21 protein-coding genes and 1 pseudogene are annotated in these 23231 nt (G+C 67.6%); 10 read left to right on the forward strand and 12 right to left on the reverse strand.

All coding sequences use genetic code 11. The annotated features are described in order from the left end of the window. The first annotated feature begins 52 nt into the window (after positions 1 to 52). On the forward strand, positions 53 to 736 hold the full coding sequence (locus VRZ77_RS03570) for a hypothetical protein (RefSeq protein WP_414591335.1): 684 nt from the start codon (positions 53 to 55) through the stop codon (positions 734 to 736). A 9-nt stretch (positions 737 to 745) separates the two neighbouring features. On the opposite strand, the gene VRZ77_RS03575 is transcribed toward VRZ77_RS03570, so the two are convergent. The 8 genes from VRZ77_RS03575 to VRZ77_RS03610 form a co-directional block, all read right to left on the reverse strand. Then, positions 746 to 1903 (reverse strand): 2Fe-2S iron-sulfur cluster-binding protein, encoded by a 1158-nt coding sequence (locus VRZ77_RS03575; RefSeq protein WP_414591336.1) that lies wholly within the window; start codon positions 1901 to 1903, stop codon positions 746 to 748. Between the two features lie 208 nt (positions 1904 to 2111). Further along, positions 2112 to 3371: an aromatic ring-hydroxylating oxygenase subunit alpha gene (locus VRZ77_RS03580; protein WP_414591337.1), complete on the reverse strand. Its 1260-nt coding sequence runs from the start codon at positions 3369 to 3371 to the stop codon at positions 2112 to 2114. A 167-nt stretch (positions 3372 to 3538) separates the two neighbouring features. After that, positions 3539 to 4345 carry a DUF72 domain-containing protein gene (locus VRZ77_RS03585; RefSeq protein ID WP_414591338.1) on the reverse strand — a complete coding sequence of 269 codons (807 nt, stop codon included), beginning with the start codon at positions 4343 to 4345 and terminating at the stop codon, positions 3539 to 3541. A 31-nt stretch (positions 4346 to 4376) separates the two neighbouring features. Continuing rightward, positions 4377 to 5432, reverse strand: a complete 1056-nt coding sequence (locus VRZ77_RS03590; protein ID WP_414591339.1) for a GlxA family transcriptional regulator — start codon at positions 5430 to 5432, stop codon at positions 4377 to 4379. 49 nt (positions 5433 to 5481) lie between these two features. Continuing rightward, positions 5482 to 6036: a sarcosine oxidase subunit gamma gene (locus VRZ77_RS03595; protein WP_414591340.1), complete on the reverse strand. Its 555-nt coding sequence runs from the start codon at positions 6034 to 6036 to the stop codon at positions 5482 to 5484. Beyond that, the gene (locus tag VRZ77_RS03600; protein WP_414591341.1) at positions 6029 to 9043 is read right to left on the reverse strand and encodes a sarcosine oxidase subunit alpha family protein; all 3015 of its coding nucleotides are present in this window, start codon (positions 9041 to 9043) and stop codon (positions 6029 to 6031) included. The genes VRZ77_RS03595 and VRZ77_RS03600 overlap by 8 nt, the downstream gene beginning before the upstream one ends. Next, the gene (locus VRZ77_RS03605; protein WP_414591342.1) at positions 9040 to 9330 is read right to left on the reverse strand and encodes a sarcosine oxidase subunit delta; all 291 of its coding nucleotides are present in this window, start codon (positions 9328 to 9330) and stop codon (positions 9040 to 9042) included. The genes VRZ77_RS03600 and VRZ77_RS03605 overlap by 4 nt, the downstream gene beginning before the upstream one ends. Positions 9331 to 9341: 11 nt before the next feature. Next, a complete protein-coding gene (locus VRZ77_RS03610) occupies positions 9342 to 10592 on the reverse strand; it encodes a sarcosine oxidase subunit beta family protein (RefSeq protein ID WP_414591343.1) in 1251 nt (416 codons plus the stop codon). 258 nt (positions 10593 to 10850) lie between these two features. Between VRZ77_RS03610 and VRZ77_RS03615 the strand changes: the two genes are divergently transcribed. From VRZ77_RS03615 to VRZ77_RS03625, 3 genes are all read left to right on the forward strand, one after another. Next, positions 10851 to 11336: a DUF1269 domain-containing protein gene (locus VRZ77_RS03615; RefSeq protein WP_414591344.1), complete on the forward strand. Its 486-nt coding sequence runs from the start codon at positions 10851 to 10853 to the stop codon at positions 11334 to 11336. A gap of 136 nt (positions 11337 to 11472) precedes the next feature. Next, positions 11473 to 12321: a tellurite resistance TerB family protein gene (locus VRZ77_RS03620; RefSeq protein WP_414591345.1), complete on the forward strand. Its 849-nt coding sequence runs from the start codon at positions 11473 to 11475 to the stop codon at positions 12319 to 12321. A 147-nt stretch (positions 12322 to 12468) separates the two neighbouring features. Beyond that, entirely contained in the window at positions 12469 to 13164 is a 696-nt protein-coding gene (locus VRZ77_RS03625; protein ID WP_414591346.1) for an outer membrane protein, read from the forward strand. A 386-nt stretch (positions 13165 to 13550) separates the two neighbouring features. On the opposite strand, the pseudogene VRZ77_RS03630 reads toward VRZ77_RS03625, so the two are convergent. After that, positions 13551 to 13691, reverse strand: a pseudogene (locus VRZ77_RS03630) (hypothetical protein); the annotation flags it as partial. Between the two features lie 496 nt (positions 13692 to 14187). Between VRZ77_RS03630 and VRZ77_RS03635 the strand changes: the two are divergent. Both VRZ77_RS03635 and serA read left to right on the forward strand, forming a co-directional pair. Then, on the forward strand, positions 14188 to 15363 hold the full coding sequence (locus VRZ77_RS03635; protein ID WP_414591347.1) for a phosphoserine transaminase: 1176 nt from the start codon (positions 14188 to 14190) through the stop codon (positions 15361 to 15363). A 195-nt stretch (positions 15364 to 15558) separates the two neighbouring features. Further along, positions 15559 to 17145 carry a phosphoglycerate dehydrogenase gene (gene serA, locus VRZ77_RS03640; protein ID WP_414591348.1) on the forward strand — a complete coding sequence of 529 codons (1587 nt, stop codon included), beginning with the start codon at positions 15559 to 15561 and terminating at the stop codon, positions 17143 to 17145. A 75-nt stretch (positions 17146 to 17220) separates the two neighbouring features. On the opposite strand, the gene eda is transcribed toward serA, so the two are convergent. Next, the gene (eda, locus tag VRZ77_RS03645; protein WP_414591349.1) at positions 17221 to 17865 is read right to left on the reverse strand and encodes a bifunctional 4-hydroxy-2-oxoglutarate aldolase/2-dehydro-3-deoxy-phosphogluconate aldolase; all 645 of its coding nucleotides are present in this window, start codon (positions 17863 to 17865) and stop codon (positions 17221 to 17223) included. Between the two features lie 170 nt (positions 17866 to 18035). On the opposite strand from eda, the gene puuE reads away from it, so the two are divergent. Both puuE and VRZ77_RS03655 read left to right on the forward strand, forming a co-directional pair. Beyond that, positions 18036 to 18956 carry an allantoinase PuuE gene (puuE, locus tag VRZ77_RS03650; RefSeq protein ID WP_414591350.1) on the forward strand — a complete coding sequence of 307 codons (921 nt, stop codon included), beginning with the start codon at positions 18036 to 18038 and terminating at the stop codon, positions 18954 to 18956. A gap of 27 nt (positions 18957 to 18983) precedes the next feature. Next, complete coding sequence (locus VRZ77_RS03655) at positions 18984 to 19391, forward strand: MliC family protein (protein WP_414591351.1); 408 nt, start codon at positions 18984 to 18986, stop codon at positions 19389 to 19391. A gap of 12 nt (positions 19392 to 19403) precedes the next feature. Here VRZ77_RS03655 and VRZ77_RS03660 read toward each other — a convergent pair whose 3' ends face one another. Then, the gene (locus tag VRZ77_RS03660) at positions 19404 to 19847 is read right to left on the reverse strand and encodes an ion channel (protein ID WP_414591352.1); all 444 of its coding nucleotides are present in this window, start codon (positions 19845 to 19847) and stop codon (positions 19404 to 19406) included. 34 nt (positions 19848 to 19881) lie between these two features. Between VRZ77_RS03660 and VRZ77_RS03665 the strand changes: the two genes are divergently transcribed. Then, entirely contained in the window at positions 19882 to 20721 is an 840-nt protein-coding gene (locus tag VRZ77_RS03665; RefSeq protein ID WP_414591353.1) for a GNAT family N-acetyltransferase, read from the forward strand. Here VRZ77_RS03665 and VRZ77_RS03670 read toward each other — a convergent pair. Then, entirely contained in the window at positions 20699 to 21631 is a 933-nt protein-coding gene (locus tag VRZ77_RS03670; RefSeq protein WP_414591354.1) for a DMT family transporter, read from the reverse strand. The two genes, VRZ77_RS03665 and VRZ77_RS03670, sit on opposite strands and share 23 nt — an antisense overlap. Before the next feature lie 284 nt (positions 21632 to 21915). On the opposite strand from VRZ77_RS03670, the gene VRZ77_RS03675 reads away from it, so the two are divergent. Continuing rightward, positions 21916 to 23211 (forward strand): adenylosuccinate synthase, encoded by a 1296-nt coding sequence (locus VRZ77_RS03675; protein WP_414591355.1) that lies wholly within the window; start codon positions 21916 to 21918, stop codon positions 23209 to 23211. Positions 23212 to 23231 lie beyond the last annotated feature (20 nt).

Here is a 23231-nt window from a genome sequence, read left to right on the forward strand (position 1 = left end):
AAAAAAGTCATGGCGGGACCTGTCAATGAGGCTTCCGAACGAGGATTCTTTCATGCGTTTCCACCGCTCTTCGCTTCAACGGTTCCATTCCTGGCGCGCGGGCCGCATCGCCCTGCCGCTGGGATTCCTGGCCGTGCTGGCGGTCGGCTCGCATCTGGTCATGGATGCCGGCGGCGAGCATGTCGCCGCAACCCCGATCCGGGTCGATGCCCGCTCCTATGACAGCGTCCACCATGCCGGCGGCTACGCGCTCGGCGCGCTCGACGAGAGCGGATTGCGCAATCTGGCGCGCCCCATCGCCTCGCCGGAGGAGGTCGCGCTGCCGGTTCTGGAGAAGGCCGACAAACGCCCGGCGCCGACGCTGGTGCGGGCGATCGAGCCTTCGGCAGTCTACCGGCCGCAGCCGCATCCCGCTTCAGGCGCCGCCCCGGCCGCCGGAGCCGGGCACGCGCCGGCGCAACTCACCGCCTATCCGGCCGGCGTCGAGCGCTTCGACCAGTGCACGGGTAACTGCGAGACACGCGATCCGATGCTGGGGCCGATCGCCTATCCGGCCCCGCAGGCGCAGGGCGCCGCCGAAGAAAGCGGGTTGCTCGCCAACACCATGATCGCCCCGGTGATCTCGGGCGCGCGCTCCATGATCGACCGCACGGTCGACGGCGCGGTTTCGGGAACCAGCGCCGCCTATGACGCGGTGAAGGAGAAGGTTTCCGGCGCGCTCGACCTCATCCGCTGAGCGCGGCGCTCAGCGGTCAACCACGAGGTCGCTGGTCGGCTTCGAGCAGCACAGCAGCGCCATGCCGGCATCGATCTCGCGCTGGCGGATGCCGCCGCCATGCTTCATGTCGACCGTGCCCGAGACCAGCTTCGATTTGCAGGTGCCGCACAGGCCCTTGGCGCAGGAGGAGGGCAGCCGCACCCCGGCGCGCCGCGCCGCATCCAGCACGAACATATCGGAGGGGCACTCGATGGTGCGCCCGCTCTTGGCGAAGGCGACCTTGTAAGTGACGGTCGCCGGCGCGACGATGTCCGCTGCCAACCCCTCGGCCGCCAGCACCTCCGCCGCGACCTCGGGCTCGGCGCCGGCCAATTCCGCGAAATCGAAGCTTTCCTCATGGTGGCGCGCCATGTCGAAGCCGAAGGTCTTCAGCATCTCCCGCACCGCCGCCATGAAGGGCGAGGGGCCGCAGACGAACACCTCGCGCTCGCGGAAATCCGGCGCGACATGGTTGAGGATGCCGGGATTCAGCCGGCCACGAAACCCGTGCCACGGCTCGCGCGGGCTGTCGCCTTCGCAGACCGGGGCGAAACGGAAGGTCGCGGGCTGGTTGCGCGCCATCAGCTCCAGCTCGGCGCGGAAGATGATGTCGGCCGGCGCGCGCGCGGCATGGACGAACACGATGTCGCGCGGCTCGGCGAGGTCGTGGAAGGTGCGCGCCATCGACATCAGCGGGGTGATGCCGGAGCCGCCGGACAGGAACAGATATTTCGGAGATGCGGCGGGCCGCCCCTGCGAAAAGCAGGAGAAATCGCCCATCGGCCCGACGGCGCGCAGCACCGAGCCGGCCTTCACCGTGTCGTGCAGGAAGTTCGACACCGGCCCGCCCGGCACGCGCTTGACCGTGATGGAGATCGTGTGCGGGCGCGTCGGCGCGGAGGAGATCGTGTAGCAGCGATGGATGGTCTCGCCTCCGATCTCCAGTTCCAGCGTCAGGAACTGGCCGGGCGCGTAGCGGAACAGGCAGGGCGTGCGCGGCGCCAGCACGAACGTCTTCACGTCGTGCGTCTCCTCGCGCACCTCGCGCACGATCAGCGCGTCATCCACCTCCGGGTCCCAGTCCGGCAGCGAGGGACCAAGGCGGAGCGCGGCATCATCGGGCGAGGTGGTGGGTGAGGCATCCATAGGTCAGGTTCCGATCGGTGAACGACTGTCCCGGCGGATCAGCCATGCTCCCTCTCGCGGTCGGGGAGAGGACAGTGAGGAGACATCTACCGCGCCGTCATCCCGGACGGCCAAAGGCCGATCCGGGACGCTTGGGAGGTGGCGAGCGATCCCGGCCCCCGCTTCGCTGCGGCTGGAATGACGCCGTGACGCGCGACGCGATCTGGCGTTACCGCCCGACGTGCTCAGCCATGCGGCCGATGTACCAGTTGCAGAACTTGTCCACGAGCATCTCGGTGTGCGGCGAGTAGGGGCCGGGCTCATAGGCGGGCGAGCGCGCGCCTTCCTGGCAATAGCCGACCAGCGTCGAATCCTGATCGTTGGTGGCGTCCCACACCGCGGTCAGGTTCTCGATGTCGTAATCGACGCCTTCCACCGCGTCCTTGTGCACCAGCCACTTGGTGCGCAGCAGCGAGCGCTCGGCGTCGAGCGGCAGCACTGAGAACACCACGGCGTGGTCGGACATGAAATGGTGCCACGAATTCGGCTGGGTCCAGAAGTGCAGCGCGCCGTGCTTGGGGTCGTTGATCTTGCCCAGCAGCTTCCGGCAGGCGGCGCGGGTGTCGTTGGTGTGGCTCTCGCCGTCGCCCGCCAGCGGCAGGCGCTCGGTGCGGAAGCCGGTCACCATGTCGTCGAGGTGCTCGACCATTTCCGAGGGGAAGCCGCAGCTTTCCCATTCGCGATGCGAGTTGGTGACCAGCTTGGCGTAATCCTCGGCCTCCTTGCGGCCGTGTTCGTCCAGCTCCTCCGGCGCGAAGCCGAAGCCATAGGCGAACAGCGGGACGGTCAGCTCGGGATGGTTGCCCGCGCAGTGATAGCACTCGCGGTTGTTCTCCATGGTGAGCTTCCAGTTGCCCGGCTCGATGATGTCCTTCTCGAACGCGACCTTGGCGTTCTTCAGATCGTGCGGGGCGAGATAGGGCGCCATCTTCGCCGCCATCACGTCGAAATCCGCCGGCGGGTCGTCGGAGAGGCAGACGAAGATCAGCCCTTCCAGCGAGCGCACATGCACCGGCTTGAGACCATGGCAGGCGGCGTCGAAATCGTGGCCCATATGCTCGGCGAACAGCAGCTTGCCGTCGAGGCCGTAGGTCCAGGAATGATAGCGGCAGACCAGGTTGCCGACCGTGGTCTTGTAGTCGAGCAGGAGGCGCGCGCCGCGATGGCGGCAGACATTGTGATAGGCGCGCACGTTCATGTCGTCGTCGCGCACCACGAAGATCGCGTATTTGCCGATGTCGAAGGTCATGGCGTCGCCCGGCTCGGGAATATCCGGCTCGACGCCGACGAAAATCCAGTGCCGGTTGAAGATGAACTCCATGTCGGCCTCGAAGATCTCCGGGCTGGTATAGAACGGCGCTTCCAGGCTGTAGCCGGGCTTGCGGCGCTTGATCAGGGTTTTCAGCGGCGTGTCGGTGGTGTCGAGCATGGGAATCTCCATCCCGGCGCGCCGTCCCCGGCCGCGCATCCTGTCTGGAATTGTTCGACGGAAAGTGCGCGCTGACTTTCTCGTTTGCGACACGCAGATGCGCTAAAGCGACATTGAATGGAAGATATGAGCGGGCGCCTTCCGGCCCTTCGCGTCACACCCGCTGATCAGCGTGTTCTGTCGATCAGCGCCATGGCGGCGGCCGGGTTGCGGGGCTTGAAGCCGCTGATGACGAACAGGAACACCTCGCGCGGGTCGGTCGAGGCCGGCGGGGCGAGCAGCGTGTTGCCGAGCTCCGGCGGCGTGCGGCCTTCGCTCCAGTGGCGCGCCCGCGCCGCCCAGGACTCCAGCTCCGCCTCGCCATAGCCCGCCGGCTCCTCCTCGCGCGTGCCCATGATGCGGGCATAGACGAAGGGGGCGGTGAGGTCGGGGATCAGCGGGTGCTCGCTATCGCCGGCGATGACCACACCGACCTTGTAAGCCCGCGCCATCTCGACGAATTCCGGGTTGCGGAAGCTGTCATGGCGCACCTCCACGACATGGCGCAGCGGCAGCCCCTCGTGAGACGCCGGCAGCAGCTTCAGGAACGCCTCGAAATCCGCCGGATCGAACTTCTTGGTCGGCATGAACTGCCAGTTGATCGGCCCGAGTTTCGCTTTGAGCTCGGTGAGGCCGCTCGTCAGGAACTTCTCCACCGACCCGCCCGCTTCCGCCAGTACGCGGCGATTGGTGGCGAAGCGCGGGCCCTTGAGCGCGAAGACGAAGCCGTCCGGCGTCTCGTCGTGCCATTTCGCGAAGCTTTCGGGCTTCTGCGAGCCGTAATAGGTGCCGTTGACCTCGATGGCGGTGAGCTTGCCGGCGGCATATTCCAGCTCGCGCTTTTGCGGCAGCTTGTCGGGATAGAACAGGCCGCGCCACGGCTCGAAGGTCCAGCCGCCGATGCCGATGCGGATGGGGGCGGTCGGTGCGCTCATGGCGGGGCTCCTCGCTTGACGAGGGACCAGCCTAGTCGAACAGCCGCTGCGCCGCCATGCTCCGTGCCGCCGCGCCGGGAGCGGTGGCCGGGCTCTGCGCGCGCGCATCCGAGGGGGTGAAGCCGTGCTGCGCCTTGAACTGGCGGGAGAAATGCGCGCAATCCGAGAAGCCGGATTCCAGCGCGATGTCGGTGACCGAGCGGACGGTGGTGTCCAGCAGGAAGCGGGCATAGCGCAGCCGCAGCCGGCGATAGAACTCGGCCGGGCGCTGGCCCATCACGGTCTGGAACAGCCGCTCCAATTGCCGGGTGGAGAGCTGGAGCCGGCGGGCGATGTCGGCGATCGGCAGCGGGTCGGCCATGTGCTGCTCCATCAGCAGCAAGGCGCGGCGCACGCGGTCGTCGGCGACGAGATCGGCAATCGGGGGATGCGGCTGCGCCTCGGTGCCGGGGCGGGCGCGGTCCAGCAGCATCACATGGCGGCTCTTCTGGGCGATGGAGCGGCCGAGATGCTTTTCCACCAGCGCGGTCGCAAGGTCCGCCGCCCCGCCGCCACCGGCGCAGGTGATGCGATCGCCGTCGATCACGTAAAGCCGGTCGGCGACCGGGGTGTGGTGCGGGAATTCCTCAAGAAAATCCTGGTAGTGATACCAGGACACGCAGCAGCGCCGCCCGGTCATCAGCCCGGCGCGGGCCAGCACGAAGCTGCCGGTGCACACGCCGACCAGCGGCACCCCGGCGCGGGCGGCGCGCTTGAGATAGGCGACGCTCGCCTCGTCGAGCTGGTGGCCGGTGTGTAAGAGGCCGCCGACCACCACGATGTATTGAAAGTTCGCGGGATCGACGAAGGCCCCGGCCGGCGCCACGGTGACGCCGCAGGAGGCGCGGATCGGCGCCGGCGTCGAGGCCATGATCTGCCAGCGCGCCAGAATGGGCCGCGAGCGGTCGCCGTCATCGGCGGCGAGGCGCAGATGGTCGACCAGCAGCGAGAACGCCGACAGGGTGAAATTGTCGGTGAGGATGAAGCCGACGTTCAGCACCGGGGCGGGGCTCGCTGTGGTCCGGGAGGCGGGGTTCTGCTCGGTCATCCATCCACCATGCGGGAGCGCTCGGCACCAGCATAGCAAATCGGGCGTCTCAGGCGAATTCGCGGCGCGCCTCGTCAAGGAAGCCGAGCACATAGGGGGCGAAGGAGCGCCACACATCGAGGTGGAACAGCTCCGGCCCGTGGCGCACCAGCACGATTTCCGCCTTGCCCAGCAGGGTGCGGGTGCACATGCCGACCGGGAAGGCGGCGAGCGCCAGATCGAGCGGGCAGCCCTGATTGAGCGCGAAGGCGGCCTCAGGCCCGGCGATCTCGATGCCGACGCTGCGCGACGAGACATCGACCAGCGCATGGGGCACGCCCGACGTCGCGGCCTCGATGGCGGCGGCGAGGGGGGCGGCCTCCTCGCCGGGGGCGAGCAGCAGCCATTCGTCGGGGCCGAGCCAGAAGGCCAGGCGCGAACCCGACTGGCTGAAGCGGTTGGCCTCGCGCGGCAGGGCGACGCCGAACGCCTCGCCGGCCGGGCCGATGCCGGCCTCGCGGGAGCGGAAGGCGAGCCGCGCGGCGGGGCCGAGCAGGCTGAGGCGGGCGGCCTCGATCGGGCGCAGGCCCTCGCTGAGGCGCTGGAGCGCGGCGTTGTCAGGCATCGAACCGTTCTCCCTTGGGGTCGTAAAAGCTCGGCTCCACCACCGTGACCTCGATCGAGCCGCCCGGCATCGGCACGTGCAGCTTCGTGCCGATCCGCGCCCGCCCGCCCTTGATCATGGCCAGCGCGATGGAACGCTCCAGCGTGGCGCTGGCATAGGAGGAGGTGACGAAGCCCAGCATCGGCACCGGCGTGGGGCTCGGCACCTTGACGCCCGGCTCGGCGACGATCTGCGCGCCTTCCTCCAGAACGATCTTCGGATCGGTGGTGAGCAGGCCCACAAGCTGCTTGCGGTCCGGCGCGCTCATCGCCGCGCGCTCCAGCGAGCGCTTTCCCACGAAGTCGCGCTTGGCCTTGCCGACCGCCCAGCCGAGATTGACGTCATCGGGCACAGCGGTGCCGTCGGTTTCCTGCCCGACGATGATGTAGCCCTTCTCGGCGCGCAGCACATGCATGGTCTCGGTGCCGTAGGGCATGATCCCGTGCGGCTCGCCGGCTTTGAAGATCGCCTCCCAGATGGCGCGGCCATGTTCGGCCGGCACATTGACCTCGAAGCCGAGTTCGCCGGTGAAGGACACCGAGAACACCCGCGTCGGCACGCCGCGAATATGGCCCTCGCGCACGCTCATATGCGGGAAGGCGGCGCGGGAGAGGTCGATATCGTCCATCAGCGGCTGGAGGATCTCGCGCGATTTGGGCCCCTGCACCGCGATCACCGCCCATTGCTCGGTGGTGGAGGTGAGCCACACATCGAGGTCCGGCCATTCGGTCTGGAGATAATCTTCCATATGCGCCAGCACGCGCGGCGCGCCGCCGGTGGTGGTGGTGACGTGGAAGCGGTCATGGGAGAGGCGCCCAACTACGCCGTCATCCATCACGAAGCCGTCCTCGCGCAGCATCACGCCATAGCGCAGCCGGCCGGGCTCCAGCTTGGTCCAGGCATTGGTGTACATGCGGTTCATGAACTCGGCGGCGTCCGGCCCGACGATCTCGATCTTGCCCAGCGTCGAGGCGTCGAAGATGCCGGCGCCGGAGCGCACCGCCTTGCACTCGCGTGCGACCGCCGCGTGCATATCTTCGCCGGTCTTCGGGAAGTAATGCGCGCGCTTCCACAGCGACACGTCCTCGAAGGCCGCGCCGCGCTCGGCCGCCCAGTCATGGATCGGCGTGGTGCGGATCGGGTCGAACAGGTCGCCGCGCGCGGCCCCGGCGAAGATGCCGAAGGTGGTCGGCGTGAAGGGCGGGCGGAAGGTGGTCAGCCCGATCTGCGGCACGCCGACGCCGAGCTGTTCCGACACGATGCCGAGCGCATTCATGTTGGAGCTCTTGCCCTGGTCGGTCGCCATGCCGGTGGTGGTGTAGCGCTTCACATGCTCGATGGAGCGGAAGCCCTCGCGGGTGGCAAGCGCGATGTCCTTGGAGGTGACGTCGTTCTGCCAGTCGACAAAGGCCTTGGCGAAGGCGGGATTGCGCCCATGCGGCACCGCGCCGATGAAGCCGTCGGTTCCGAGTTCAGCGGCCTCCACGGCGAAAGCACGCGGGGAGGCGGCGCCAAAGCCGGCATCCTTCGCCGCGCTCTCGCCGCGGGCGTAGCCGTCCTCGATCACCGCTTTGAGGCCATAGACGCCGCGGCAGGCGCCGGCCGAGCGCTCGCGCTCCACCGAGGTGCCGGGGAGGTAAACCTGCAAGGCCGGGTCGTAGACCAGCTTGCCGCGCGACTGCGAGAACATATGCACGCTCGGCGTGAAGCCGCCGGACATCAGCACGAGGTCGCAGGCGACCGTTTCCGCCGGGCCGACCGCGCCGGCTTTCAGCTTGGCGAGATGCGCGCCGGAGACGCGGCGCCGGCCCAGTGTGCCGGTGACCACGGTGGAGGGCCGCACATCGATGCCGGCATCGAGCGCCTTTGCCGCCCAGTCGCCATGGACCTGCGGGCGCAGATCGGCGATGGCCGCGACCTCGACCCCGCCGGCCGCCAGCTCCAGCGCGGCGCGGTAGCCGGAATCGCAGGCGGTGAACACGGTGGCGCGGGTGCCGGGCTTCGCGCCGTAGCGGGTGAGATAGGTGCGCCCGGCCTCGGCCAGCATCACGCCCGGCCGGTCGTTCTCGGGGAACACCAGCGGGCGCTCCAGCGCGCCGGCGGCGATCACCACCTCCGTCGCCCGCACCTGCCACAGCCGCTCGCGCGGCAGGTTCGGGTTCGGGCTGGCGAGGTGTTCGGTGACACGCTCGGCCAGCGCGATCATGTTGTGCGGGAAATAGCCGAAGGCGGTGGTGCGGGTCAGCAGGGTGACATTGCCGCTTGCCGCCAGCGTTTCCAACGCATCCGCCAGCCATTGCTGAGCCGGCTTACCGTCGATGGTCGCGCCGGTCTCCGCCAGCAGCGAGCCGCCGAATTCGGCCTGCTCGTCGACCAGCATCACCCGCGCGCCGGTGGCGCTTGCCGCCAGTGCGGCTGCGATGCCGGCCGGGCCGGCGCCGATCACCAGCACGTCGCAATGGGCGTAGTGCTGGGTGTAGCGGTCCGGGTCCGGCAAAGTGGGGGCGACGCCGAGGCCGGCCATGGCGCGGATCTTCGGCTCATAGAAGCGCTTCCACGCCCCCGCCGGCCACATGAAGGTCTTGTAGTAGAAGCCGGCCGGCAGGAAGGGCGAGAACAGGTCGTTCATCGCGCCGGCATCGAAGCCGAGCGAGGGCCAGCGGTTCTGGCTGGTCGCGACCAGTCCCTCATAGAGCTCGACCTGCGTGGCGCGCAGGTTCGGCGTGGTGCGGGCGTCGTCGCGGCGCACATCGACCAGCGCGTTCGGCTCGTCGGAGCCCGCCGAGACCACGCCGCGCGGGCGGTGATATTTGAACGAGCGCCCCATGAGATGGACGCCGTTGGCGATCAGCGCCGAGGCCAGCGTGTCGCCTTGGAAGCCGTAATAGGTCGTGCCGTCGAAGCGGAAGGCCAGCGGCTTGGCGCGATCGATGCGCCCGCCGGAAGCGGTGCGGAACGAGCCGGTCATTTGGTCTCTCCCGCAATGTCGGGGCGCGGCTCGCCCGCCTTGTAGGTGACGACGAAGAAATCGCTCACCGTGTCGCGCACCGCGTTGAAATAGCGGCCGCAGCCATGGATATGGCGCCAGCGCTCGGCATGGCGGCCTTTCGGGTTGGTGCGGTTGTAGAGGAAATCCGCCCATTCCTGATCGGACAGCGCCGAGGGGTCGGCGGGCCGGGCGATATGGGCCTCGCCGCCATAGCGGAACTCGATCTCGGGCCGGTTCCCGCACCAGGGGCAGTTGATGATGAGCATGGCAATCGCCTCTAATGCGCGACGGCGGCGGCGGCCGCCTCGTCGATCAGGAAGCCGTCGCGGAAGCGTTCCAGCGTGAAGGGCGCGTTGATCGGGTGCGGCTCGTCGCGGGCGATGGTGTGGGCGAACACATTGCCCGAGCCCGGCGTCGCCTTGAAGCCGCCGGTGCCCCAGCCGCAATTGACATACAGCCCCGGCACCGGGGTCTTGGCGATGATCGGCGAGCGGTCCGGCGTCACGTCGACGATGCCGCCCCAGTTGCGCAGCATGCGCAGGCGCCGGAACTGCGGGACGAGTTCGCAGATCGCGTCCAGCGTGTGGGTGGTGATGTGCAGCGCCCCGCGCTGGGAATAGGAGGTGTAGGCGTCAGTGCCGGCGCCGATCACCATCTCGCCCTTGTCGGACTGGGAGATATAGGCGTGGATGGTGTTGCTCATCACCACGGTCGGGAAGGCCGGCTTCACCGGCTCGGACACCAGCGCCTGGAGCGGGAAGCTCTCCAGCGGCATGCGCACCCCGGCCATCGCCATCACCACCGAGCTGTGCCCGGCGGCGGAGACGCCGATCTTCTTCGCGCCGATGAAGCCCTTGGAGGTCTCGACGCCCTGCACCGCGCCGTCCGGCCCGCGGCGGATGCCCGTGACCTCGCAGTTCTGGATGATGTCGACGCCGCGCGCATCGGCCGCGCGGGCAAAGCCCCAGGCCACCGCGTCGTGCCGCGCCGTGCCGCCGCGCCGCTGCAAGGCGCCGCCGATGATCGGATAGCGCATCGAGGAAATGTTCAGCGGCGGGCAGAATTCCTTGCACTGCTCGGCGGTGAGCCATTCATTATCCACGCCGTTCAGGTTGTTGGAATGGACATGGCGCTTGAAGCTGATCTCGTCGTGATGGTTATGCGCCAGCATCAGCACGCCGCGCGCCGAATACATCACGTTGTAATTGAGGTCGGCCGAGAGCCCTTCCCACAGCTTTACCGCGTGCTCGTAGAGCGCGGCGCTCTCGTCGAACAGGTAGTTGGAGCGCACGATGGTGGTGTTTCGCCCGGTATTGCCGCCGCCCAGCCAGCCGCGCTCGATCACCGCGACATTGGTGATGCCGTGTTCCTTGGCGAGATAATAGGCGCAGGCGAGGCCATGCCCGCCGGCGCCGACGATGATCACGTCATACGCGGCCTTGGGCTCGGGGGTGCGCCATTGCGGCTGCCAGCCCTTGTGCCCGCCAAGGGCGCGGCGAAACAGCTCGAAACCGGAGAATTTCTGCAAGGCGTGAACCTCCTCGCCACAGCGAATGCGCCGCGTGCGCCAGTGTCAGGCATGCTGGCGCGGCAGGCGGCGGGAGGCGAGCATTGTTTCGGCGCCGGCGTTGAACGAATGCGACATCACGCGGCGGGCCGTGTCGCATCCTCTCAGGCATGACGGGTGTCCTGCTGCCGTCAAAGAGCTGTTGCGCGGGCACGCCACCATGGGCTCTATGACGGGCGGCGGGGGACGATCGCCCGCCGGAAACGCGTGGAGAGTGACATGGCCGATCTCGTTATCATTGCCTATGAATCCGAAGAGAAGGCCGAAGCGGCCCGGCAGGAGCTGCTGAAGCTCCAGAAGGAATATCTGATCGAGCTCGGCGATGCCGTGATCGCGGTCCGCGAGGAAGACGGCTCGATCAAGCTGCATCAGATGGTCAACACGACGCTCGCCGGCGCCGCTTCGGGCGGGCTGTGGGGCGGTCTTGTCGGGCTCTTGTTCCTCAATCCGCTGCTGGGCATGGCGGTTGGCGCCGGCGCGGGCGCACTTGCCGGCAAGTTTACCGATGTCGGCATCAATGACGACTTCATCAAGGAAGCCAGCTCGGCGCTCGGCCCGAAGCAGGCGGCGCTGTGCGTGCTGATCCGCAAGGTCACCGCCGACAAGGTGGTCGCCGACATGGCGAAGTTCGGCGGCACGGTGCTGCAGACCAACCTGACCAACGAGCAGGAAGAGAAGCTGCGGGCGGCGCTGCGCGGCGCGTGAGTCATGCGGCCGTGCCGGGAGGGGCTTCCCGCCCGTCCCGGCACTTCACGAAATGCTTATCGCCGGTTGTCCACCTTTCCTTGCGGAAGCCATGTTCCGCCCCTACCTCCCGTGCGGTTTCACAACGGGAAGCACCATGTTCAACACCCAGAATTTCGATGCCAAGCGCCTGCTGGACCAGTTTCTCGGCGCCCCCGCCGCCGGCAATCTGCCGGCGCAGACCGGGGGGCAGCCGCAAGGCTCATCCGCGCCGGGCGGGCTCGACGGGTTGCTGGGCGGACTGACCGGCATGCTCGGCGGCGGCGCTCCGTCCGCCGGTCCGGCTCAGGGTGGCGGCGATCTGGTCGGCCGGGCCAAGGACTACCTGTCCAACAATGGCGGCTCGCTCGCCGGCGGCGCGGCGGCGGGGGCGCTGGTCTCGCTGGTGATGGGCAACAAGAAGCTGCGCAAGGTCGGCGGCAATGTCGCCGCGCTCGGCGGCCTCGCCCTTGTCGGCACGCTGGCCTACAAGGCCTATCAGAACTACCAGCAGGGGCAGGCCCCGGCCAACGCCGCCACCCCCGCGCCGACCGCGGCGCAGCTGCCCCCGCCGGAGTCGCCGTTCAGCCCGGTTCAGGCCGCGCGCACCCAGCTTCCGGTCACCCTGCTGCGCACCATGATCGCGGCTTCGCTCGCCGATGGGCATATCGACGACCATGAGCGTATTGCGATCTCCGCGAAGCTGAACGAGGGCGGCGCGCGGCTCGACGAGGCCGAGCAGTTCCTCACCGATGAACTTGCCAACCCGGCGAGCGTCGAGACCATCGCCCGCGACGTGTCGAGCGAGGAGGAGGCGGCCGAGGTCTATCTCTCCGCGCTGCTCGCCATCGACCCGGACAACAGCGCCGAGCGCGCCTTCCTCGCCCGGCTGGCCATGGCGCTCAAGCTCGATCCGAACCTGACGCCGCATCTGGAAGCGGCCGCGCGTGCCGCCCGGCAAGGCTGACGCTGCGGGGCCGGCGTGTCCCGTTCCGGCCGCGCGAGCACGAAGGTGGTTAAGCGTTAAGGTTAAGCGCTCCTTAAATAATCGCTGCGAGAGTGACGGCTCATCGACGGTCGCCGGGCGTGTCCCGGCCATCCAAGAGGGCAGGGCATGTCGCGTCGCGTTGCGTACTCCACCATTCCGGGTCTGGCGGTTCTGGCCGCCGGCTGGCTTGCCGTGGCGGCGCCGGCATGGGCGGCCGATCTCGGCGCCTCCGATCTCGACGCTGCCGACCTGCTCGCCAAGGCGCCGCAGATCGAGGACACCAGCGGCTGGTATCTGCGCGGCGATATCGGCTACGTGGTCAATGAACGGCCGGACTGGGGCTTCTTCGATTTCGATGCCGGCGCGCAGATCGCCGATGCCTGGCTGGTCGGCCTCGGCGCCGGCGTGCGCGCCAATGACTGGCTGCGCCTCGACATCACCGCCGACTACCGGACGAAGGCCGACTACACGGCGGGGGCCTTTTCGGCGGAATATGAGACGGCGACGCTGCTCGGCAATGTCTATGTCGACCTCGGCACCTGGCACGGGCTCACGCCCTATGTCGGCGCGGGTGCGGGCGCGGGCTATGTCTCGGTGTCGGATATCGCGTTTCTGGGTGCCGATATCGGCTCCGCCAGCGGTTGGGGCTTCGCCTGGGCGGTGATGGCGGGCGTGGCGGTCGAGTTGTCGCCGAACTGGCAGATGGATGTCGGCTATCGCTATCTCAGTCTCGACAGCGTGGACATCGGCGGCGCCGGCGTGCCTGACTTTGACCAGGGCGCCCACGAAATCCGCATCGGCGCGCGCTATCTGATCGACTGAGCGGAGCGCGGCCCCCCGCGCGCGAGCTCACTTTCCCAGCAGGTACCCAAGCTCCCGCCATTGCGGGCGGTGGGTCGCGGGAATCTATCCGGTGGCGGTCTCCCTTCCGGCTGGCGCCGAGCGGGAATCTTAGACCATTCGGATCGCACCGGCCCCGGCCGGCGGTACGGAATGCGCCGATGGCGCGGGCAGATTACTGGCGACGGCGACAGGCGGCCGCAACTTCACCTTGATGGTATCATTGTGCGATTTTTGCACGTGGGCGGCCTCTATTCCGGCTCGGCGTCACTGGAGACGAGGTAGTCGACGACATATCGGGCATTCGGCATGAGCATGGCCGGATCGTTGTGGATGATGCTCATGTCCATGCTGAGTCGCTCCAGCGCCAATATATGCGATCGTCTGATAGAGCGGCGCCCGGTTTCTAGATCTATATAGGCTCGGCGCCCCATTCCAAGGCGAGTTGCCATTTCGACTTGAGTTAATCTCCATTTATGCCGGAGTATTGATAGTTCGTCTGCTTTCATTGTCTCGTTCTTTTGGTGTTAATGTTGCACTTTACTGGTCACCTTCAATAGTTAAAAGAATAGTTCTAAGATATAAATTCTCTTCGATCAAATATGATATCCTATTAGATGATAATATGCATGCAGATATAAAACCAAATATCACTCCCGAAATAAACAAAACGACTAGTATGATTACTATTGTAGCCTCAAACATAGGAAAATCCATTGTTTAGTTTGTAACAAAATGATAAATAGTTCGATATACGCATGATAATTCGACGAAGAGTCCAACTCAAGCGTCGATATATTTGTGATTACCGTCAAAAATATCGTTAAAGTTGTAGGCGTCGGTCGGGTGCCTATGGGTGGCTGTGCGGTTCCCGCGGCCCGCGACGGGGGCGGCGGCCGTCGGGAGGTGCGCAGGGTGGCCTTGCGCCCGTGCGCGTCCGGGAGTATGACCCGCCTCGGGCTACCCCTCCCCACCGAGGGGCACCCATCTGGAAGGATGGCTATCATGACGATTACCGCACAGCCGGCGCACAAGCCGGCCAATCCCAATTTCTCGTCCGGCCCCTGCGCCAAGCGTCCCGGCTGGACGCTGGAAGGCCTGAGCGACGCGCCGCTCGGCCGCTCGCATCGTGCCAAGGTCGGCAAGACCAAGCTCAAGCTGGCGATCGACCTCACCCGCGAGGTTCTCGAAATCCCCGCCGACTACCGCATCGGCATCGTCCCCGCGTCCGACACCGGCGCGGTGGAGATGGCGCTGTGGTCGCTGCTCGGCGCGCGGCCGGTCGACCTGCTGGCGTGGGAAAGCTTCGGCGAGGGCTGGGTGACCGATGTGGTCAAGCAGCTCAAGCTCAAGGATGCCCGCACCCTCAAGGCCGGCTATGGCGAACTGCCGAACCTTGCCGAGGTGAATTTCGACCATGACGTCGTGTTCACCTGGAACGGCACCACCTCCGGCGTGCGCGTGCCGAACGGCGACTGGATCGCGGCGGACCGCACCGGCCTCACCATCTGCGACGCCACCTCGGCCGCCTTCGCGCAGGACCTCGATTGGGCCAAGCTCGATGTCGTGACCTTCTCCTGGCAGAAGGTGCTGGGCGGCGAGGCCGCGCACGGCATGCTGATCCTCTCGCCCCGCGCCGTGGAGCGGCTGGAGAGCTACGTCCCGGCCTGGCCGATGCCGAAGATCTTCCGCATGACCAAGGGCGGCAAGCTGATCGAGGGCCTCTTCGAGGGCGAAACCATCAACACCCCGTCCATGCTCTGCGTCGAGGACTATATCGACGCGCTGCAGTGGTCGAAGAGCCTCGGCGGCCTCAAGGGCCTGCGCGCCCGCTCGGACGCCAATTTCAAGGTGCTGGCCGACTTCGTGGCCAAGAACGACTGGATCGACTTCCTCGCGAAGGACCCGGCCACCCGTTCCAACACCTCGGTCTGCCTCGTGGTCGCCGACCCGGAAGTGAAGGCGCTCGCGCCCGACGCACAGGCCGCCTTCGCCAAGGCGATCGCCGGCACGCTGGAAAAGGCCGGTGTCGCCTATGATATCGGCGCCTATCGCGACGCGCCCGCCGGCCTGCGCATCTGGGCCGGCGCCACCGTCGAGGCGTCCGATCTCGAAGCGCTGCTGCCGTGGCTCACCTTCGCCTATGACAGCGCCAAGGCCGGTCTGAAGCAGGCGGCCTGACGTCCTTTTCGTCCCGCTCCCCCGCCGCTGACGCGAGGGGACGGCGAAGGGACGCTGCGCACGCCCCGCCTGCGGACGGCCTCCTCCCGGCCGTTCCGCCGGCGGCGCTACCGGCGCACCGCCCGACGAACGCTTCGTCGTCCCCTCCCGCCAGCAGCGGGATAGAAACCCCTATTCTCGAACAGGATGAAGCCGATGGCTCCCCGCGTTCTGATTTCCGACGCCCTTTCCCCCGCCGCCGTGCAGATCTTCAAGGATCGCGGCATCGAGGTGGATTTCCAGCCGAACCTCGGCAAGGACAAGGACAAGCTGGCCGAGATCATCGGCGATTATGACGGCCTCGCCATCCGCTCGGCGAGCAAGGTCACCCCGAAGATCCTCGCCAACGCCACCCGCCTCAAGGTGGTCGGCCGCGCCGGCATCGGCGTCGACAATGTCGACATCCCGGCCGCCACCGCCAAGGGCGTGATCGTGATGAACACGCCGTTCGGCAACTCCATCACCACCGCCGAGCACGCCATCGCGATGATGTTCGCGCTGGCCCGCGAGATTCCTGCCGCCGATGCCTCGACCCAGGCCGGCAAGTGGGAGAAGAACCGCTTCATGGGCGTCGAGCTCACCGCCAAGACGCTCGGCGTCATCGGCTGCGGCAATATCGGCTCGATCGTTGCCGACCGCGCGATCGGCCTCAAGATGAAGGTCGTCGCCTTCGACCCGTTCCTCTCGCCGGAGCGCGCCGTTGCCATCGGCGTGGAGAAGGTCGAGCTGGACGAGCTGCTGGCCCGCGCGGACGTCATCACCCTGCACACGCCGCTGACCGACAAGACCCGCAACGTGCTTTCCGCCGAGGCCATCGCCAAGACCAAGAAGGGCGTGCGCATCGTCAATTGCGCGCGCGGCGGTCTGGTCGACGAGGCGGCGCTGGCGGAAGCCATCAAGAGCGGCCATGTCGCGGGCGCGGCCTTCGACGTGTTCGTCACCGAGCCGGCGACCGAGAATCCGCTGTTCGGCCTGCCGGGCGTGATTTGCACCCCGCATCTGGGCGCCTCCACCTCGGAAGCGCAGGAAAACGTCGCGCTTCAGGTCGCCGAGCAGATGAGCGACTATCTGCTGCGCGGGGCGATCTCCAACGCGGTGAACTTCCCCTCGATCACCGCCGAGGAAGCCCCCAAGCTCAAGCCCTTCATCGAGCTCGCGGAAAAGCTGGGTTCCTTCGCCGGCCAGCTCACCGACACCGACATCAAGACCGTGCGCATCGCCTATGAGGGCGCGGTGTCCGAGCTGAAGATCCGCGCGCTGACCTCGGCGGCGGTGGCCGGGCTGCTGCGTCCGGCGCTGGCCGACATCAACGTCGTCTCGGCGCCCTCCATCGCCAAGGAGCGCGGCATCGTGGTCGAGGAGGTCACCCGCGAGGTGGCCGGCGATTATGAGAGCCTCGTCACCCTGACCGTTGTCACCGAGAAGATGGAGCGCTCGCTCTCCGGCACGGTGTTCGCCGACGGGCGCCCGCGCATCGTCGACATCAAGGGCATCAAGGTCGACGCCGAGTTCGCGCCCTCGATGATCTACGTCACCAATGAGGACAAGCCGGGCTTCGTCGGCCGCTTCGCCAGCCTGCTCGGCGATGCCGGTGTCAACATCGCGACCTTCGCGCTCGGCCGCGACCATCAGGGCGGCGACGCCATCGCGCTGGTCGAGGTCGACGGCGCGGTGCCGGCCGAGGTGCTGGCCAAGGTGCAGCAGCTCCCCGCCGTGAAGCAGGCCAAGCCGCTGGCGTTCTGAGCCTCGTCGGCCTGCCGGAATGAAAACGGCCGGGGCATGCCCCGGCCGTTTTGCGTTTGAACGTGCCGTTCCCTCTTACGGGAACGCCGCGCGGTGCAGCTTGGCAGCGGCCTTGGACAGTTCGACGATGCGGTCCCAGTCGCCGGTGTTGACCGCGTCATTGGGGCAAACCCAGGAGCCGCCGACCGCGAGGATGTTGGTCTGCGACAGGTACTTGCCGACATTGTCCGGCCCGATGCCGCCGGTCGGGCAGAAGCGCAAGTCCGGCAGCGGGCCGGCTAGCGACTTGATGAGGTTCGCCCCGCCGACCGCCTCGGCCGGGAACAGTTTGAGCACCGAGAAGCCCATGGCGTGCAGCGTCATCGCCTCGGTGGCGGTGGCGCAGCCCGGCAGCACCGGCACCGGCGCCTCGGCGAAGGCTTCCGCCAGCGCCGGCGGGCAGCCGGGCGAGACCAGGAAGCGTGCACCGGCGGCGATTGACTTCTCGATCAGCTCCGGCCGGGTCACGGTGCCGGCGCCGACCACGGCGTCGGGCACTTCGGCGGCAATGGCGGCCATGGCCTCCAGTGCGACCGGGGTGCGCAGCGTCACCTCGATCAGCGGCAGGCCGCCCTCGACCAGCGCACGGGCAAGCTTGATGCCTGCCGCCACGCTCTGAATGGTGACGACCGGCACCACCGGCGCGCGGGCGAGAAGCAGGCTGGGATCAGGCAGCGACATGGACGGACTCCGGTAGGGGATACGGCGCCATCAAAAACGCGCCGGCCCCGTCTGTCGAGAGCGGGAGGGGGATTTATCCCGCGACTGCGAGATAATGTTTCATCCGAACGGGAAGGGCTCTAGCCTGTAACATCTGTCGCGTGCGTCGCCGCTTTTCCCGAGTCTGTACCATGTTCGATTACGACCAGCCCTATCCCCGCGATCTCATCGGCTATGGCCGCAACCCGCCGGACCCGAAATGGCCGGGCGGCGCGCGGATCGCGGTGCAGTTCGTGCTGAATTACGAGGAGGGCGGGGAGAACTGCATTCTTCATGGCGACGCCGCCTCGGAGGCCTTCCTCTCCGAGATCATCGGCGCCCAGCCTTGGCCGGGCCAGCGCCACATGAACATGGAGTCGATCTACGAATACGGCTCGCGCGCCGGCTTCTGGCGGCTGTGGCGCCTGTTCCAGCGGCGCGGCCTGCCGCTCACGGTCTATGGCGTCGCCACCGCGCTCGCCCGCAACCCGGACGTGGTTGCCGCCATGAAGGAGGCCGACTGGGAGATCGCCAGCCACGGCTATAAATGGATCGACTACCGCAACCATTCCTATGAGGCGGAGAAGGCCGATTTCGACGCCGCGATCGCCCTGCACACCGATGTCGTCGGCGAGCGGCCGCTCGGCTGGTACACCGGACGCACCTCCGAGCAGTCGCGCCGCATCACCATGGAGGAGGGCGGCTTCCTCTATGATTCGGACACCTATGCCGACGATCTGCCCTATTGGGTGAAGGGGCCGCACGGCCCACATCTCACCATTCCCTACACGCTCGATTCCAACGACATGCGCTTTGCCGCCGCGCAGGGCTTCAATTCCGGCGACCAGTTCTTCGCCTATCTGCGCGACAGTTTCGACGCGCTCTATGCCGAGGGGGCGGAGGCGCCGAAGATGCTGACCATCGGCCTGCATTGCCGCCTCGTCGGCCGGCCGGGGCGCATTGTCGGGCTGGAGCGCTTCATCGATCATATCGCATCCCATGACCGCGTATGGGTGCCGCGGCGCATCGACATCGCCCGGCACTGGCACGCCCACCACAAGCCGCCGGCGTGAGCGTCGGGCGCAGAGGGGAGGACGACCATGATCCGCAGGCATCACCGGCCTTTCGCCCTGCCGCTGGCGGCCGGGCTCGCAGTTCTCGCAACGGCCTTCCCTGCGCTGGCGGCGACCGATCCGGCCCCGGCGCCGGCCTCCGGCTCCATCGTCATCCCCCTGCCCGAAGGGGTGACGGCGCAGGAGATCCGGGCGCGCTACGCCTGCGACGATCAGTCGGCGGTGGAGGTCGTCTACATCAATGCCGGCCCGGTCGCGCTCGCCACGCTCACACGCAAGGGCGAATTCGTCGTGCTCGCCAATGTGTTGTCCGGCTCCGGCGCGCGCTATGCCGGCGGGCGCTATGTCTGGTGGAGCACGGGCCGCGCGGCCAGCCTCTACGACCTCACGCGCGGCGAGGATGCCGCGCCGGTCGCCACCTGCAAGGAGGGGTGAGGCCGGGGCGGCTCAGTCGTCCTGAGGCGTCCGCGTGATGATGTTGGGCAGGTGGCCCTGCAGCACATAGATCAGCAGCGCGGTGGACCAGCCGAACATCATGATGCCGCTGGCCGAGGCGAGCGGGCCGAGCAGGCGGGTGCGGGTGCCCTGGAGAACGTCGCCATAGCCGAGCGTCGTGTAGTTGACGAAGGCCGAGTAGAAGGCGTCCGCCGGATCGCCGACCAGTTCCAGCCACGTATAGACCAGCGCCCATAGCCCGACCTCCAGCAGATGGGCGGTGAGCAGGACGTAGTTCGTGACCAGCAGCGCGATCACCAGCCGGATTCGCGGCCGGTTCGAGAACCAGTTGCCGTAAGGGTGGATCAGCGCCACGAGCAGCATGGTGGCGGCGAGATGAATGAGCATGGTCACGACATTGACCACAAGGCCGATCGTGAGCTGTTCGTTGATCATCCTGTCCTCCCGGTGCGAATCAATGGAGCCCGCGATGAGCGATACCGTGCATATCCGACCTCTCGCGCCGGCTGAAATACCGCTCGCGGTGGAATGGGCGGCGGCGGAGGGCTGGAATCCGGGCCTCGCCGATGCCGCGTGCTTTGCCACCGTCGATCGGCAGGGCTTCTGGGGCGCGGAGCGCGACGGCATACCCGCCGCCGTGATCTCGGTTGTGAACTACGATGCGCGGTTTGCCTTTCTCGGCTTCTACATCGTCCGGCCGGAACTGCGCGGCCACGGCATCGGCTTCAAGCTGTGGCAGGCCGGGCTGGCCCATGCCGGGCCGCGCACGGTCGGGCTCGACGGTGTGGTGGCGCAACAGGCGAATTACGCACGGCAGGGATTTGAATTCGCCTATCGCAATGTCCGCTTTTCCGGGCGGATAAGCGGCGGCGAGGAGGGCGCCTGTGTCGACCTCGCCACCGTGCCGTTCGCCCAGGTCGAGGCGAGCGACGCCCGTGTCTTCCCGGCGGCGCGCCGCGCCTTCCTGCAAAGCTGGATCGGCACGAAGGGCCATGTCGGCCGGGCGCTGCTGCGCGATGGCGAACTCGCCGGCTGGGGCATGGTGCGCCCGGCGCGCGAGGGCTGGAAGATCGCCCCTCTGGTGGCTCGCGACGAGGCGGCGGCGCAGGAGGTGTTCTCCGCCCTGTGCGCGCAGGTCGGCGACGGCCCGGTCAGCCTCGACATCTGCGAGCCGAATCCGCGCGGGCAAGCGCTGGCGCGCCGTGCCGGGCTCGCCCCGGTGTTCGAGACCGCACGCATGTATCGCGGGCCGGCGCCGGTGCTGGCGCTGGACGAGATTTACGGCGTCACGAGCTTCGAGCTGGGCTGATCTTTTCGGGCGCGGCCTTCTTCCTGCCGAAGAAGGTCGCGGTGGCGACCCCGCACAGCACCAGCGCATAGCCGGCGGCGTGGTAGAGATGCGGCGTCTCGCCGAGGAACAGGATGGCGAGCACCGAGCCGAACAGCGGCATCAGGTGGAAGAACGGCGCCGCCCGGTTCGGCCCGATCAGATCGACGCCGCGATTGAAGAACAGATAGGCCAGCACCGAGGCGAACACCGCGACATAGGCCATGGAGGCCAGCGTCAGCAGGTTGAAGGTCAGCGGCGGGCCCGAGACGCGTTCCCAGATGAAGGCGGGAGTGAGCAGCACCGCGCCCCAGCCGATGGAGAAGGCGAGGAAGCCGAGGCGGCTCAGCGGCGGGCGCCGCCCCAGCAGCGCGGAATAGAGGCCGTAGAGCACCATGGCGCTGAACAGAGCGATGTCGCCGATATTGAAGCCGATCGTGGTCAGCACCGCGAGATCGCCCCGGCAGATGATGATGACCACGCCGATCAGCGAGAGGGTAATGCCGATCGCCTGCCCGGCGGAGAGCCGGTCGCCCAGCAGCAGGAAGGCCCAGAGCGCGATCAGCAGCGGGCCGGTGGACTGCATCAGCAGCCCGTTCAGCGCCGGCGTGAACTGCAGGCCCCAGTAGAAGATGGTGTTGTAGGCCGAGATGCCGGTGAAGGCGATCAGCGTCAGCAGGCCGAAATGACGGCGGATCAGCGGCCAGTCCTGGCGCAGCGCCTTGTAGGCGAAGGGCAGCAGGATGAGGAAGGCCAGCACCCAGCGGAACCAGGCCAGCGCCACCGGCGGCACCTGACCGGCGACATGTCGTCCCAGCACGATGTTGCCGGCCCAGAACAGCGGCACCAGCGTGAGCAGCACATAGGGCGCATCGAGCAGGCGGCGAAACATGGCGGGCGACCGTGACGCGAGGGCGATTGAGCGGGGTCCAAGGGTCTAGAGCATTTCCCGATGGGAGGGAATCTTAGGATCGAGGTGGAAGGGCTGCCGCCATTTCGTCGCGCGCGCGGGCAGGGCGGGGAGCCCGCGCCGCCCAGATGTTGCGCCACATGTTCTTGCCACCCCGGAGCCGATCCCTTAATAGGTGGCAACCCCGGTCGGAATGCTTCGCCGGGGTTTTGTCTGTGCGGACCACGGCCCGGCCGTGCCGTCCGCCGCAATCAGGAGCTTGGCACGTGGCGAACGTGGTCGTCGTCGGTTCCCAGTGGGGCGACGAGGGTAAGGGCAAGATCGTCGATTGGCTCAGCGAGCAGGCGGATGTCGTGGTCCGCTTCCAGGGCGGGCACAATGCCGGCCATACGCTGGTCGTCGGTAACACCACCTACAAGCTGTCGCTGCTGCCGTCCGGTCTGGTGCGCGGCGCGCGGCTGTCGGTGATCGGCAATGGCGTGGTGCTTGACCCGTGGGCGCTGGTCGACGAGATCGGCCGCATCCGGGGGCAGGGCGTCGAGGTCTCGCCGGAGCGCCTGCGCGTGGCCGAGAACGTCACGCTGATCCTGCCGCTGCACCGCGAGCTCGACGCCATACGCGAGAACGCCGCCGCCTCCGGCACCAAGATCGGCACCACCAAGCGCGGCATCGGCCCGGCTTATGAGGACAAGGTGGGCCGCCGCGCGATCCGCCTGATGGACCTCGCCTATCCCGACACGCTGGACGCCAAGATCGAGCGCCTGCTCGCCCATCACAATCCGCTGCGCCGCGGCCTCGGCATCGAGGAAGTCGATGCGCAGGGCCTGCGCGAGGCGCTGCTGGCGATCGCCCCGCAGGTGCTGCCCTTCATGGACCGCACCTGGGCGCTGCTCGACGATGAGCGCCGCCACGGCTCGAAGATCCTGTTCGAGGGTGCGCAGGGCGCGCTGCTCGACGTCGACCACGGCACCTACCCGTTCGTGACGTCCTCCAACACGGTGGCGGCGCAGGCGGCGACCGGCTCCGGCCTCGGGCCGGGCGCGGTGGGCTATGTGCTCGGCATCACCAAGGCCTACACCACCCGCGTCGGCGAGGGTCCGTTCCCCAGCGAGCTCGACGACGAGATCGGCCGCCGCATCGGCGAGCGCGGCCATGAATTCGGCACGGTGACCGGCCGTCCGCGCCGCTGCGGCTGGTTCGACGCCGTGCTGGTGCGCCAGACGGTGCGCACCTCGGGCATCAACGGCATCGCGCTGACCAAGCTCGACGTGCTCGACGGCTTCACCGAGCTGAAGGTCTGCACCAAGTACCGGCTCGGCGACCGGGAGCTGGATTATTTTCCGGCCGGCCAGGATGCGCAGGCCCATGTCGAGCCGATCTATGAGACCATCGCGGGATGGACCGAATCAACGGCGGGCGCGCGCTCCTGGGCGGGCCTGCCGGCCGAGGCGGTGAAATATGTGCGCCGGATCGAGGAACTTATCGGCTGCCCGGTCGCTCTGCTGTCCACGAGCCCGGAACGGGATGATACGATTCTCGTCCAGAATCCCTTCGAATCATGAGCGCTGCCGCCTTCCGGCTC

The sequence above is a fragment of the Ancylobacter sp. G4_0304 genome (genome assembly GCF_047501495.1).
Classification (GTDB): domain Bacteria; phylum Pseudomonadota; class Alphaproteobacteria; order Rhizobiales; family Xanthobacteraceae; genus Ancylobacter.